Source organism: Citrobacter sp. On2M (genome assembly GCF_018035235.1).
In the GTDB taxonomy this organism is placed as follows: Bacteria; Pseudomonadota; Gammaproteobacteria; order Enterobacterales; family Enterobacteriaceae; genus Citrobacter; species Citrobacter meridianamericanus.
The window spans coordinates 12,681-26,892 of record NZ_WPCV01000008.1; the positions used below are offsets into that span (position 1 = coordinate 12,681).

The 14,212-nt window shown below is 53.1% G+C and carries 10 protein-coding genes; 5 read left to right on the forward strand and 5 right to left on the reverse strand.

Annotation, left to right across the window (positions count from 1 at the left end):
* Positions 1-169 precede the first annotated feature (169 nt).
* The 3 genes from ppc to On2M_RS22835 all read left to right on the forward strand — a co-directional run bounded on the left by ppc (position 170) and on the right by On2M_RS22835 (position 5,703).
* Positions 170-2,821 carry a phosphoenolpyruvate carboxylase gene (gene ppc, locus On2M_RS22825; RefSeq protein WP_151224169.1) on the forward strand — a complete coding sequence of 884 codons (2,652 nt, stop codon included), beginning with the start codon at positions 170-172 and terminating at the stop codon, positions 2,819-2,821.
* Positions 2,822-3,032: 211 nt separating this feature from the next.
* Positions 3,033-4,766, forward strand: coding sequence for a phosphoethanolamine transferase CptA (locus On2M_RS22830; protein ID WP_151218467.1), 1,734 nt, complete (start codon positions 3,033-3,035; stop codon positions 4,764-4,766).
* 85 nt (positions 4,767-4,851) lie between these two features.
* Positions 4,852-5,703 (forward strand): AraC family transcriptional regulator, encoded by an 852-nt coding sequence (locus On2M_RS22835; protein ID WP_151224168.1) that lies wholly within the window; start codon positions 4,852-4,854, stop codon positions 5,701-5,703.
* On the opposite strand, the gene On2M_RS22840 is transcribed toward On2M_RS22835, so the two are convergent.
* The 5 genes from On2M_RS22840 to On2M_RS22860 form a co-directional block, all read right to left on the reverse strand.
* Positions 5,690-6,046, reverse strand: a complete 357-nt coding sequence (locus tag On2M_RS22840; RefSeq protein WP_151218465.1) for a PTS fructose-like transporter subunit IIB — start codon at positions 6,044-6,046, stop codon at positions 5,690-5,692. The genes On2M_RS22835 and On2M_RS22840 overlap by 14 nt on opposite strands.
* Position 6,047: 1 nt before the next feature.
* Positions 6,048-6,926 carry a [formate-C-acetyltransferase]-activating enzyme gene (locus tag On2M_RS22845; protein ID WP_210905496.1) on the reverse strand — a complete coding sequence of 293 codons (879 nt, stop codon included), beginning with the start codon at positions 6,924-6,926 and terminating at the stop codon, positions 6,048-6,050.
* Positions 6,892-9,189, reverse strand: a complete 2,298-nt coding sequence (locus On2M_RS22850; RefSeq protein WP_210905497.1) for a formate C-acetyltransferase — start codon at positions 9,187-9,189, stop codon at positions 6,892-6,894. Before On2M_RS22850 ends, On2M_RS22845 begins: the two co-directional genes overlap by 35 nt.
* Before the next feature lie 111 nt (positions 9,190-9,300).
* Positions 9,301-9,621: a PTS fructose-like transporter subunit IIB gene (locus On2M_RS22855; protein WP_151218463.1), complete on the reverse strand. Its 321-nt coding sequence runs from the start codon at positions 9,619-9,621 to the stop codon at positions 9,301-9,303.
* A gap of 14 nt (positions 9,622-9,635) precedes the next feature.
* Entirely contained in the window at positions 9,636-10,715 is a 1,080-nt protein-coding gene (locus On2M_RS22860) for a PTS fructose transporter subunit EIIC (protein ID WP_151218462.1), read from the reverse strand.
* Between the two features lie 307 nt (positions 10,716-11,022).
* Between On2M_RS22860 and ptsP the strand changes: the two genes are divergently transcribed.
* Both ptsP and fsa read left to right on the forward strand, forming a co-directional pair.
* Positions 11,023-13,524 carry a phosphoenolpyruvate--protein phosphotransferase gene (ptsP, locus tag On2M_RS22865; protein ID WP_210905498.1) on the forward strand — a complete coding sequence of 834 codons (2,502 nt, stop codon included), beginning with the start codon at positions 11,023-11,025 and terminating at the stop codon, positions 13,522-13,524.
* 15 nt (positions 13,525-13,539) lie between these two features.
* The gene (fsa, locus tag On2M_RS22870; RefSeq protein ID WP_151218460.1) at positions 13,540-14,202 is read left to right on the forward strand and encodes a fructose-6-phosphate aldolase; all 663 of its coding nucleotides are present in this window, start codon (positions 13,540-13,542) and stop codon (positions 14,200-14,202) included.
* Positions 14,203-14,212 lie beyond the last annotated feature (10 nt).

Here is a 14,212-nt window from a genome sequence, read left to right on the forward strand (position 1 = left end):
TTTGATTCGATGTGAATTAAATAACGTAAATTGCCGCCATTTTTTCGTTTGCTGAACCGATTTCGCAGCAATTGACGCCACGAGTTTTACGTGGCTTTATAAAAGACGGCTAAAAAGTTAAGTCCGAAAAATACAGGGCTAATAATTTCAAAATGGGGTGTCTGGGTTAATGAACGAACAATATTCCGCGTTGCGTAGTAATGTCAGTATGCTCGGCAAAGTGCTGGGAGAGACCATCAAGGACGCGCTGGGAGAGAACATTCTCGACCGCGTAGAAACAATCCGTAAGTTGTCCAAGTCATCCCGCGCTGGCAATGAAGTCAATCGCCAGGAATTGCTCACTACGCTGCAAAACCTGTCTAACGACGAGCTGCTGCCGGTTGCCCGCGCGTTTAGCCAGTTTCTGAACCTGGCCAACACTGCCGAGCAGCACCACAGCATTTCGCCAAAAGGCGAAGCCGCCAGCAACCCGGAAGTGATTGCTCGCACCCTGCGTAAATTGAAAGACCAGCCCAACCTCGATGAAGCCACCATCAAGAAAGCCGTGGAGTCTCTCTCGCTGGAACTGGTACTCACCGCCCACCCGACCGAGATCACCCGCCGCACGTTGATCCATAAAATGGGCGAGGTAAACGCCTGCCTCAAACAGCTTGATAACAAAGACCTCGTCGATTACGAACGCCACCAGCTGATGCGCCGTCTGCGCCAGCTGATTGCCCAGTCCTGGCATACGGATGAAATTCGTAAACTGCGCCCAAGCCCGGTTGATGAAGCCAAATGGGGCTTCGCGGTGGTTGAAAACAGCCTGTGGGAAGGCGTGCCGAACTATCTGCGCGAACTGAACGAACAGTTGGAAGAGCACCTGGGTTATAAGCTGCCGGTTGATTTTGTCCCGGTTCGCTTTACCTCCTGGATGGGCGGTGACCGTGACGGCAACCCGAACGTAACGGCGGATATCACCCGCCACGTGCTGCTGCTCAGTCGTTGGAAAGCCACCGATCTGTTCCTGAAAGACATCCAGTTTTTGATTTCTGAACTGTCGATGGTAGATGCCACACCGGAACTGCTGGCGCTGGTGGGCGAAGAAGGTGCGGCGGAACCTTACCGTTATCTGATGAAAACGTTGCGTTCACGTCTGATGGCAACCCAGGCCTGGCTGGAAGCCCGTCTGAAAGGCGAGAAATTGCCGAAGCCTGCGGGCCTTCTTACCCAAAACGAACAACTTTGGGACCCGCTGTATGCGTGTTACCAGTCTCTGCAAGCTTGTGGCATGGGTATCATCGCCAATGGCGAACTGCTCGACACCCTGAGGCGCGTGAAATGTTTCGGCGTACCGCTGGTACGTATCGATATTCGTCAGGAAAGCACCCGTCATACTGAAGCTCTGGGCGAACTGACCCGTTATCTGGGCATTGGCGACTACGAAAACTGGTCAGAAGCCGATAAACAAGCTTTCCTGATCCGCGAACTGAATTCCAAACGTCCGCTGCTGCCGCGTCACTGGGAACCAAGCAACGACACCCGTGAAGTGCTGGACACCTGCCAGGTTATTGCCGAAGCACCGTACGGTTCCATTGCCGCCTATGTTATCTCGATGGCGAAAACGCCATCAGATGTGTTGGCCGTACACTTGTTACTGAAAGAAGCCGGTATCGGTTTTGCTATGCCGGTCGCACCGCTGTTTGAAACGCTGGACGACCTCAACAATGCCGATGACGTCATGTCCCAGCTCCTGAATATCGACTGGTATCGCGGCTTTATTCAGGGCAAACAGATGGTCATGATTGGCTACTCTGACTCCGCAAAAGATGCGGGCGTGATGGCCGCCTCCTGGGCACAATATCAGGCTCAGGATGCGCTGATCAAAACCTGCGAAAAAGCCGGTATCGAACTGACGCTGTTCCACGGTCGCGGCGGGTCCATTGGTCGCGGCGGCGCACCTGCCCATGCGGCACTGCTCTCCCAACCGCCAGGCAGCCTTAAAGGCGGCCTGCGCGTGACAGAACAAGGTGAGATGATCCGCTTTAAGTACGGCCTGCCGGAAGTGACCATCAGCAGCCTGTCGCTGTATACCGCAGCAATTCTGGAGGCCAACCTGTTACCGCCGCCAGAGCCGAAAGATAACTGGCGTCATATCATGGATGAGCTTTCCGATATCTCCTGTGAGCTTTATCGTGGATATGTGCGTGAAAATAAAGACTTCGTTCCTTATTTCCGCTCCGCGACGCCAGAGCAAGAACTGGGTAAATTGCCGCTCGGTTCACGTCCGGCAAAACGTCGCCCAACCGGCGGGGTTGAGTCTCTGCGCGCCATTCCGTGGATCTTTGCCTGGACGCAGAACCGCCTGATGCTCCCGGCATGGCTGGGTGCTGGTACCGCGCTGCAAAAAGTGGTTGAAGACGGTAAGCAAAGCGAACTCGAAGCAATGTGCCGCGACTGGCCATTCTTCTCCACGCGTCTTGGCATGCTGGAAATGGTTTTCGCCAAAGCGGATCTGTGGCTGGCAGAATACTACGATCAGCGCCTGGTCAAAAAAGAGCTGTGGCCGCTGGGCGAAGAACTTCGTCAGCGCCTGGAAGCAGATATCGATGTCGTGCTGGCGATTGCCAACGACTCACATTTGATGGCCGACCTGCCGTGGATTGCCGAGTCCATTCAGTTAAGAAATATTTATACTGATCCACTGAACGTCTTACAGGCTGAGCTGTTACACCGTTCACGCCTGGCCGAAGAGCAAGGACATGAACCGGATCCACGCGTTGAACAAGCGCTGATGGTGACTATCGCTGGTGTTGCCGCCGGTATGCGCAATACAGGCTAACACCCCTCCAGCTGTCGCCTTCGTGCTACTGTACGAAGGCGACAGTAAAAACCGCTGTTACAATCATTTCATTTTCAATATATTCCTGCCTGAACATATTCACTACGTGAATATTACAACAGCGAAACACGATCCTGAGATCGTGATGCTTCAGTTCCTCTTAATGTTTAGCCGCTACTCTTGGCGCTACAATTAAAGACAGGCTCATACTATGCAATCCTTACAACTCCAGTCTAAACCCGCGTTTAGCTGGAAAGCCCTGGGTTGGGCGCTCCTCTATTTTTGGTTTTTTTCCTCATTACTGCAGGCCGTTATCTATTTCAGCGGCTATAGCGGATCTACCGGCCTACGCGACTCCCTGCTGTTCAGCTCGCTGTGGTTGATCCCGGTATTTTTATTTCCAAACCGTATCCGCATTATTGCTGCCGTCATTGGCATAGTGCTATGGGCGGCCTCGCTGGCTGCTCTGAGCTATTACGTCATTTACGGGCAAGAGTTCTCGCAAAGCGTTCTGTACGTGATGTTTGAAACCAATGCGAACGAAGCCAGCGAGTACCTGAGTCAATACTTCAGTCTGAAGATCGTCTTAATTGCGCTGGCCTATACGGCAATAGCAATTCTGCTATGGACGCGCCTGCGCCCGGTACATATTCCATCGCCCTGGCGCTACCTGGTGTCGTTTGCGCTTTTATACGGTTTGATTCTGCATCCAATGACGGTGAACACCTTCATCAAACAAAAACCGTTTGAAAAAACGTTGGATGGCCTTGCTTCACGTATGGAGCCCGCCGCGCCGTGGCAATTCATCTCCGGGTATTATCAATATCGTCAGCAGTTGACCTCGCTCAATAGCCTGCTGAATGAGAACAATGCCCTGCCACCACTGGCCAACTTTAAAGACAGCTCAGGTGACGCACCGCGTACGCTAGTGCTGGTGATTGGCGAGTCAACGCAACGTGGCCGCATGAGCCTGTATGGCTACCCGCGTGAAACGACGCCAGAACTGGATGCGTTGCATAAATCCGATCCTAACTTCACCGTGTTCAATAATGTTGTGACCTCACGTCCGTACACCATTGAAATCCTGCAGCAGGCGCTGACCTTCGCTAACGAGAAGAACCCGGATCTGTATCTGACTCAGCCGTCTCTGATGAACATGATGAAACAAGCGGGTTATAAAACCTTCTGGATCACCAATCAGCAGACAATGACGGCCCGCAACACCATGCTGACCGTGTTCTCTAAGCAGACGGATAAGCAGTTCTATATGAACCAGCAGCGTACGCAAAGCGCACGCGAATATGACAGCAACGTGCTGGCACCATTTAAAGAAGTGCTGGCCGACCCGGCGCCGAAAAAGTTCATCATCGTGCACCTGCTGGGAACGCATATTAAGTACAAATTCCGCTATCCGGATGGCCAGGGTAAGTTCGACAATAATATCGACAATGTTCCCGCTGGCCTGAGTAACGATGAGCTGGAAGCCTACAACGATTACGACAGCGCGAATGTCTACAATGATCATATTATTGCCAGTCTGATCAAAGACTATAAAGCGACCGATCCGAACGGCTTCCTGCTGTACTTCTCCGATCATGGTGAAGAGGTTTACGATACGCCACCGCACAAAACGCAAGGTCGTAATGAGGACAGCCCAACGCGCCATATGTATACGGTGCCGTTCCTGTTGTGGACCTCGGAAAAATGGCAGGCCGCGCATCCACGTGACTTTTCACAGGATGTGAATCGTAAATACAGCAGCTCTGAGCTTATCCACACCTGGTCTGACTTAGCGGGCTTCACCTACGATGGTTTCGATCCAACTCGCGCCATTACCAACCCGCAGTTCAAAGAGACAACCCGCTGGATTGGCAATCCGTACAAGAAGAATGCCCTGATAGATTACGATTCCCTGCCTTACGGCGATCAGATCGGTAATCAGTAACTCTCGCACCGGCCACTCTTAAAGAGTGGCCTTTTTTTAGGATGGCGGTTACTGTTTCCCTGTCTGCTGCCTGCAAGGGATTAACATGTATCACGACGTAAGCCATCTTCTCTCCCGCCTGATTAACGGCCCCGCACCGCTGCGCCAGGTGTATTTTGCCAGCACCACTAGCACAACACCGGAACTGGCGTATCAGGTCGATTTTCCCCGGCTGGAAATTGTGCTGGAAGGTGAATTTGCGGATTCTGGCGTTGATAAGGTGCTTACCCCCGGCGATGTCTTGTTCGTTCCGGCTGGCGGCTGGAACTATCCGCAGTGGGTCACACCGGTCACAACACTCAGCATTCTGTTCGGCAAACAGCAACTGGGTTTCAGCATCGTCCAGTGGGACGGCAAGCAATATCAAAATCTTACCCGCCAACACGTCGCACGGCGCGGGCCACGTATTGGTTCTTTTCTGCTGCAAACGCTCCATGAGATGCAAATGCAGCCGCAAGAACAGCAAACGGCCAGGCTAATCGTTGCGAGTTTGCTGAGCCATTGTCGCGATCTGCTCGGCAGCCAGATCCAGACCGCATCCCGCAGCCAGGCCCTTTTCGAAGCCATTCGGGGTTATATTGACGAGCGTTACGCTGCGCCGCTCACCCGAGAATCCGTTGCGCAGGCGTTTTACATTTCACCCAATTACCTCTCCCACCTGTTTCAAAAAACGGGCGCAATCGGTTTTAACGAATACCTGAATCATACGCGACTGGAACACGCAAAAACGCTGTTAAAGGGTTACGAGCTGAAGATCAAAGAAGTAGCACACACCTGTGGATTTGTTGACAGCAACTACTTCTGCCGCCTGTTTCGCAAGAATACTGAACGTTCACCGTCAGAGTATCGTCGGCAGTATCACAGCCAGTTGACGGAGAAAAAAACTACTCCAGAGTAAGATGTGTGTGCTGCGGCGCTGACAGCAGCTTTCGTACTGCACTCATCACCCGTTGTGGTTCACGCAGAAAAGCGCTAATGCCCGACTGCACGTATCGACTCTGCGTAAAGCGTTCCGCCCCCGCAAGTTCAATATCGGTAATGAGCAACACCGCATCAGCGCGGTTAATATCTTCTTCCGTTAAGCGATTTTCGGTTCCCAGCGCGCCCTGAGTTTCAATCTTAATGCTCCACTTCTCTTGCTGGCAGAGCTTCTCCAGCCGTTCGGCAGCCATATAGGTATGTGCCACGCCGCTTACGCACGCGGTAACCGCAACCAGATATCGTACAGGTGCGACTGTCATATTAACCTCCTGTGGTTACCTGAAAACCAGCGCGTACCGCCATCCCACGCAATGCAGCCAACTCTTGCGCCGATGGCGCGGGCACATCTTTCATCGACCAGGGCAGGCCGAGCAGGCTGTATTTCGGTTCGCCATACCGATGAAACGGTAGCAGATGAACCTGTTTTATGCCTAAGGATGTCAGCAGCGTCAAAGCTTGTCGCAGGTTTTCCGCATTGAGCGTATATCCAGGAATTAACGGCAAACGGGGAATCACATTGATTCCCTCCCTCACTAACAGCCGCAAATTTTCAAGCACGCGCGGCAGGTTCATATTGACCACCTCGCGCGCCTGCACCACATCCATAATTTTGAGATCAAACAACACTTCATCGCATGCTTTTGCCAGCGGAAGCAGGCGGCTGGCCGGGGCGTCACCTGCAGTTTCAATAGCGCACCTAATCCCCAGCCGCTTCAGACGCTGTAAAAAGCGGATGGCAAAGGGCGCTTGCATCAGCACTTCACCACCGGAAAGCGTCACTCCGCCACCTGAGGTGCGAAAAAAGAGTTCATCTTTCAGCACCTCGCGTTCCAGCTCATCCAGCGTGATATCACGGCCAATATGTTCAAACGCCCCGGAAGGGCATTCATCAGCATCACGCAGGCAAGGCGCACAATGCAGGCATTTACTCTCTCGTCGTACCGTTTCAATACGTGGAGAGAGAGATTCGGGGTTAGCACACCACGGGCAGGTGTGCGGACAGCCTTTAAAAAAGACGACTGTGCGAATGCCTTGCCCATCATTTAGCGAGTAACGCTGAATGTTGAAGATGCGTGCGGCTTCATCGTCGCACTGCTCCACAACCTCACAGCTGATGCGCGGTGCGACGAATGATGTCATCCTGAATCTCCTTCGACAGCTCGACAAAGAAGGCGCTGTAACCCGCCACGCGCACCACCAGCCCGGCAAAATCTTGCGGACGATGCTGTGCCTCGCGCAATGTTTCGGCATTCACCACGTTAAACTGGATGTGCTGTAGCTTAAGTTGAGTAAACGCACGCAGGAAATCTGCCAACTTGCGTAATCCCACCTCTCCTTCAAGGGTAGCTGGCGTAAACTTCACGTTCAGCAAGGTACCGTTTGAAAGCAATGTGTTATCCAGCTTACTGACCGATTTCAGCACCGCAGTCGGCCCCTGCATATCCTGTCCCAGCATCGGCGACAGGCCACCGTCTGCCAGTTGCTCTCCGGTGAAACGGCCATCCGGCGTCGCCCCCACTACCGAACCCAGCGGCACGTGAGCAGAAACGGTATACGAACCTGGCGTAAATTGCCCACCGCGCGGATTTTGGTATTTTTCTACCTCTTTACAGTAAAAACGTAGCAGTTCAGCGCTGATGTTATCCACATCATCAATATCGTTGCCGTATTTTTCAAAACGGTTGATCAACCTGGCGCGTACCTTTTCACCTTCCGGCGTGGCAAAATTGTCTTTTAATACCGACAGCAGCTCGTCAAAACTTAAGCGCTGCTGTTCGAACACCAATCCATTAAGCGCATGTAAAGAATCACTCAGGTTGGCGATACCAATACCTTGCACGCCAGAGAAGTTATAGCGTGCGCCGCCGTCGGTAATATCACAACCTTTATCCAGGCAGTCGCTGATAAACGAAGAGAGCAGCGGTACCGGCGCCCAGTCACGATGGCCGATATCGCAGATATTGCTGCCCTCCACCATTAGCGTGATGTAGTGGCTAATTTTGGCGCGAATATGCGCCAGCAGACCGTCATACGTCAGCGCGCTGTTGCCTTCGTTCTCATACAGACTGATTTCCATCACTTTCAACAGGTTGAACATGGCAATGTCATGCAAGCCGTAAGTTCTGCCCGGAATCGACAGCTCCACACAGCCGACCACGGCGTAATCCCGCGCATCCTCCAGCGATACGCCACGGTTCAGAAACGCAGGCACCACCACTTCATCGTTAAAGATCTGCGGAATACCGGTGCCAAGACGAATGGTCTCCGCCGTCTTCATCAGGAAAGGTGTATCAATCAACGCATTGGTGCGCACGCCAAGATTTGGCTGCGGCAGTTGTACACTCTGGTAAGCATCAAGGCAGAGGAATGAGAGAACGTTTACCGCGCTGCGTCCGTTCTCCGTCAATCCGCCGAGCAGCGCGGTATATCCCGTCGGGAATCCAGCGAAATAACGCGCGCTACTGGTAGAACGCAACAATACGATGTCATTGCACTTTACCCACAATGATTCGAGGATCTCCTTTAAGAAAGCCGGATCGTCCCCCTGAGTCAGTGAGGTCTGGTAGAACGGCAGCATATACTGGTCGAAACGCCCCAGCGAAAGCGAGCTGGCGTTGGACTCATACTGCAAAATAATATTCATGTACCAGAACAGCTGGCACGCCTGCCAGAAGGTTTGCGGCTTGTGCTGCATGTTGTGGCGGGAGTTTGCGGCAATGGCGAGCAGTTCCTGACGACGCTGCGCATCCGGGCAATCTTCCGCCATTTTTTCTGCCAGCAGAGCGTAACGCAGAATATGGCTTTGCGAAGCTTCAAGCAGCAGCAACGCAGCCTGATAAAAGTGGTTATCCGGCTGCTGCTCGCAGTGTTGCCGCATCTGCGTGACCAGCTCACCAAGCCCGTGATTCAGCAGGCGCGGATAATCAATAATGATATGTCCCTGCCCTTTGTCCGTCTGGTTAATGCTAAAAATCTGGGTGCTGACGGCGGCTTTTACCTCATCGGTCATCTGACCGTTGATGAAATCCTTCATCGAGCGCTTTTCCCAGTACGGGTACAGCACATCACGATAGAGACGTTTATCTTCGTCACTAATATCAAAACGGTCCTGCGGACGCGTCGGGAACTGGTCCAGCTCTTTCAACAGCCAGTACGGATCCATCTCCGGCGACATTATTCCCGCCCGCGGCTTAACGGTACGGTTGCCTGCAATCAGCTCTTCATCACGAATCGAAATTTCAACGTACTCAAGGATATACGCGGTTGCTTTCGCCCGACGCAGAATGACCGGATCCCCTTCCGTCTGCTGATGGCTGGCGGTATACAGTTGCGCGCGCTCAAGTGAGATTTCACGATTATGTTGAAACAGAGCGGCTTTCAAACGTTGGATGCGATTGGTCATGAAAAACTCCTGTGGGCAAGCTTGTTGCCTGATGGCGGCGTGAACGCCTTATCTGGCCTACAGGATTAATAGCGTAGGACAGATAAGCTTGCGCCATCGGGCATTCTAAAGTTAAGCGGTTTGCGCAAGGTGTGCGCCAATCTTGTTCATGATGGCGTCGGCGCGTTTCACTGCATCGCTGATGTTGACGCGAACGATAGTTTTGCCCGCAAAACGCTCTTCAAACTTAATACCAATGTCCTTGGTCAGAATGACCATGTCGGCCTCAGCCACATCCGCCAGGGTCAGTTCGTTTTCCAGACCGATCGACCCCTGAGTCTCAACCTTTACGTCCCAACCTTTGGCTTTAGCGGCGCTTTCCAACGCTTCGGCTGCCATATAGGTGTGAGCAACGCCAGAAGGACATGCGGTTACTGCGATAATCTTAGTCATGACTCTTTCCTCACTTAATTCATTTCAAAATCTAAATCCAGATCGTCCTCTTTCTGCTCGACCTGAGACACTTTTTTCCGTGCCAGACTTTTCAGTACGTTAACGCACACGGCGGTCACCACAGCACCAACGGCAACCGCCGCGATATAACCCAGTTTTCCTTCCACAACGGGCAGAACAATCAGCCCACCCCAACCGGCATAACACTGCGCTCCAAACAGGGCGGCGGTTACTGTGCCACAGGCTGAGCCAACCATAATGGATGGGATAACGCGCAGCGGATCGGCGGCGGCAAATGGAATCGCGCCTTCCGTTACGCCAACGCAGCCCATCACTAGCGCAGCTTTACCGGCTTCACGTTCTTCAGAAGAGAAATTCTTGCGGCCAATCAGCGTCGCCAGCCCTAAGCCCAACGGAGGCACGCAGATCCCCACAGCGGCAATAGCGACCACGGTATAAACCCCTTGCGACACACAAATCAGCATGAAGGCATAAGCAACTTTGTTGACGGGACCACCCATATCAAATGCCAGCATGAGGCCTAAAATAACGGCCAACACGACAATGCTCCCCTGCTGCATCCCCTGCAGCCACTCGGTCAGACTCGTAGTTAATGCGCCAACGGGTTCTCCCAGGCCCCACATCATGATGCCTGCGGTAATAAACGTGCCGACAATAGGAATAACGAAGATAGGCATTACCGAACGCAATACCTTATGTACGGGGATTTTCTTCAGATAATGGACGACAATACCGCCAATAATCCCGGCGATTAGTGCGCCGAAAAAACCTGCGCCGAAGCTGTTTCCCACCCATGCGCCAATCGCACAAGGGGCCAGAGCGGAACGCTCGGCAATGGAATAACCGATATACGCGGCAAGGAATGGCACCATCAGCGTCAGCCCTGCAACGCCAATATCAAACAGCTTCTTGAGATTAGGATCCGTTGCGGCGTCCGGTACCGCGCCCTTGCCATACAGCATGACGGAGACCGCCAGTAAAATACCACCCGCCACGACAAAAGGGATCATATGCGAAACACCGGTCATCAGGTGCTGACGGGTATTTTTCAGGATCTGCACCAACTCTTTCATAAGTCGCTCCCGGGCTGCCTACAGCCCATATCCATAAGGTTGTTGGGGAAAACAATAGGCAATCCGTAGCGACGCAAACAGTGGATAAAAAGGCCATTTGCTGGATTTTTGTAATATCAGTACAAAAATGCGATCCGACTCATAACTTGCGGCTTCTCGGAATTTATAAGGAACACACTGACTTGTGAGGGATATCTCACTTTGATGGTTACATTACATTTATCCAGTTTTTGGCAGATTTATCACATGGCAAGCTCAGGCGTTGCCCTTTTATCCTGTAGCGAGAACTCGTTATGGGAGAGAGGCGATGGCCCTGATTGTGGAATTTACCTGTGAGCTGCCCAATGGCGTACATGCCCGTCCGGCAAGCCACGTTGAGACACTGTGCAATACGTTTACCTCACACATTGAGTGGCATAACCTGCGCACCGACCGTAAGGGCAATGCCAAAAGCGCGCTCGCGTTGATTGGCACCGACACGCTGGCTGGCGATAGCTGCAAGCTGTTGATTTCAGGCGCTGATGAGCTGGCTGCCCATCAGCGCCTGAGCCAGTGGCTGCGTGATGAGTTTCCACACTGTGATGCGCCGCTGGCGGAGATCAAAAACAGCGAACTGGAGCCGCTTCCCGCATCGTTGACCAACCTGAATCCTCAGCTGTTTCGTGCTCGCGCCGTTTGCAGCGGCAGTGCAGGCGGTGTTCTGAACCGGCTTTCCTCACTGGATCTCAACGCGCTGGATTCCCTCCCATCCGCGAAAGACATTGAAACCGAGCAAGCAGCGCTGGATAACGGTTTAACGCTACTGATGAAAAACCTTGAATTCCGCTTGCTCGACAGCGACGGCGCGACCAGTGCGATTCTGGAAGCACATCGCTCGCTGGCGGGCGATACATCATTGCGTCAGCACCTGCTTGCCGGAGTATCACGCGGGTTAAGCTGCGCTCAGGCGGTTGTCGAAAGCGCCGGGCATTTCTGTGATGAATTCACCCGCTCCAGCAGCAGTTATTTACAGGAACGTGCGCTGGACGTACGCGACGTCTGTTTCCAGCTCCTGCAGCAAATTTATGGCGAACAACGTTTCCCCGCACCGGGGAAGCTGACCCAGCCGACTGTCTGTATGGCTGATGAACTCACACCCAGCCAGTTCCTCGAACTGGACAAAACACTGCTGAAAGGCTTGTTGTTGAAAAGCGGCGGTACCACCTCGCACACGGTGATTCTCGCCCGCTCATTCAACATTCCTACGCTGGTTGGCGTAGATATTGAAGTCTTGACGCCATGGCTGCAGAAAATGGTTTATATCGATGGGAACGCAGGCGCGATTATCGTTGCACCAGATGAACCCGTCGTACGTTACTATCAGCAGGAAATGCGTGTACAAAATGCTCTGCGTGAACAGCAACGTATCTGGCTGACCCAGGAGGCGCGTACGACGGATGGCATCCGCATGGAAGTCGCCGCTAACATCGCCCACTCCGTGGAGGCGCAATCCGCCTTTGGTAACGGTGCCGAAGCGGTTGGGTTATTCCGTACAGAAATGCTTTATATGGACCGTTCCTGCGCCCCGAATGAAAATGAGCTATACAACATTTTCTGCCAGGCGCTGGAGCCTGCACAGGGGCGCAGCATTATTGTACGCACCATGGATATCGGTGGTGATAAACCCGTTGATTACCTGAATATTCCTGCCGAAGCCAACCCGTTTCTCGGCTATCGTGCGGTGCGTATCTATGAAGAATATGCCGCGCTGTTCACCACCCAGTTGCGCTCAATCCTCCGCGCATCGGCCCACGGTAGCCTAAAAATCATGATCCCAATGATCTCCTCGATGGAAGAGATCCTGTGGGTCAAAGAGAAGCTGGCAGAGGCTAAGCAGCAGCTACGTAACGAACATATTCCGTTTGATGAGAAGATCCAGCTTGGCATTATGCTGGAGGTTCCTTCAGTGATGTTCATCATTGATCAATGCTGTGAAGAGATTGATTTCTTTAGTATTGGCAGCAATGACCTGACACAATATCTGCTGGCGGTCGACCGCGACAACGCCAAAGTCACCCGCCACTACAACAGCCTGAATCCGGCCTTCCTGCGCGCACTGGATTTCGCCGTGCAGGCGGTACATCGTCAAGGAAAATGGATTGGCCTGTGCGGCGAATTGGGCGCCAAAGGTTCAGTGCTACCCCTGCTGATCGGATTGGGGCTGGACGAGATCAGCATGAGCGCCCCGTCAATTCCCGCCGCTAAAGCACGCATGGCGCAACTCGACAGCCGCGCCTGCCGTCAGTTGCTGAATCAGGCGATGGCCTGTCGTACCTCACTCGAAGTGGAACATCTGCTGGCTCAGTTCCGCATGACCCAACAGGATACGCCTCTGGTTACCGCCGAGTGCATCACACTGGATAGCGACTGGCGCAGCAAAGAAGAGGTCATTAAAGGCATGACCGACAATCTGCTGCTGGCCAATCGCTGCCGTTACCCGCGCAAGCTGGAGACCGATCTGTGGGCTCGCGAAGCGGTGTTCTCCACGGGTCTGGGCTTTAGCTTTGCCATTCCACACAGCAAATCTGAACATATTGAGCAGTCGACCATCAGCGTGGCGCGCCTTAAAGCACCGGTACGCTGGGGCGATGACGATGCGCAGTTCATCATTATGCTGACGCTCAACAAGCACGCCGCAGGTGACCAGCATATGCGTATCTTCTCGCGCCTGGCACGCCGCATTATGCACGAAGAATTCCGCAACGCGCTGGTTAACGCCGCCTCTGCCGAGGCTATCGCCAGCCTGCTGCAACATGAACTTGAACTTTAAAGAGGGTGTTTTTGTATGGAACTTTACCTTGATACCGCCAACGTCGCGGAAGTTGAACGTCTGGCACGCATCTTTCCTATCGCGGGTGTCACCACCAACCCAAGCATTGTAGCAGCAAGCAAAGAATCCATCTGGGATGTGCTGCCGCGCCTGCAAAACGCCATTGGCAAAGAGAGCATTCTGTTTGCCCAAACTATGAGCCGCGACGCGCAGGGCATGGTGGAGGAAGCCAAACGGTTGAGTCACGCTATACCCGGCCTGGTAGTGAAAATCCCCGTAACGTCTGAAGGTCTGGCCGCAATCAAGATGCTGAAAAAGGAAGGTATCACCACGCTGGGAACCGCTGTGTACAGCGCCTCTCAAGGGCTGCTGGCAGCGCTGGCGGGAGCTAAATACGTCGCGCCTTACGTTAACCGTATTGATGCTCAGGGCGGCGATGGAATTCGCACGGTACAAGAACTGCAAACATTGCTGGAACTGCATGCGCCAAACAGCATGGTACTGGCGGCCAGCTTTAAAACTCCGCGTCAGGCGCTGGATTGCTTGCTGGCAGGATGTGAAGCAATCACTCTGCCATTAGACGTAGCGCAACAAATGCTCAATACCCCTGCGGTAGAGTCAGCAATAGAGAAGTTTGAGCAGGACTGGAACAACGCATTTGGTCACATCAACCTGTGAGGTAAATAAA

What these genes read in the sequence shown, in the direction of transcription:
- On2M_RS22850 (WP_210905497.1), bottom strand. Translation starts at nt 9,189, where the DNA reads ATGACCAATCGCATCCAACGTTTGAAAGCCGCTCTGTTTCAACATAAT.
- On2M_RS22840 (WP_151218465.1), bottom strand. Translation starts at nt 6,046, where the DNA reads ATGACAGTCGCACCTGTACGATATCTGGTTGCGGTTACCGCGTGCGTA.
- ptsP (WP_210905498.1), top strand. Translation starts at nt 11,023, where the DNA reads ATGGCCCTGATTGTGGAATTTACCTGTGAGCTGCCCAATGGCGTACAT.
- On2M_RS22845 (WP_210905496.1), bottom strand. Translation starts at nt 6,926, where the DNA reads ATGACATCATTCGTCGCACCGCGCATCAGCTGTGAGGTTGTGGAGCAG.
- On2M_RS22830 (WP_151218467.1), top strand. Translation starts at nt 3,033, where the DNA reads ATGCAATCCTTACAACTCCAGTCTAAACCCGCGTTTAGCTGGAAAGCC.
- fsa (WP_151218460.1), top strand. Translation starts at nt 13,540, where the DNA reads ATGGAACTTTACCTTGATACCGCCAACGTCGCGGAAGTTGAACGTCTG.
- ppc (WP_151224169.1), top strand. Translation starts at nt 170, where the DNA reads ATGAACGAACAATATTCCGCGTTGCGTAGTAATGTCAGTATGCTCGGC.
- On2M_RS22860 (WP_151218462.1), bottom strand. Translation starts at nt 10,715, where the DNA reads ATGAAAGAGTTGGTGCAGATCCTGAAAAATACCCGTCAGCACCTGATG.
- On2M_RS22855 (WP_151218463.1), bottom strand. Translation starts at nt 9,621, where the DNA reads ATGACTAAGATTATCGCAGTAACCGCATGTCCTTCTGGCGTTGCTCAC.
- On2M_RS22835 (WP_151224168.1), top strand. Translation starts at nt 4,852, where the DNA reads ATGTATCACGACGTAAGCCATCTTCTCTCCCGCCTGATTAACGGCCCC.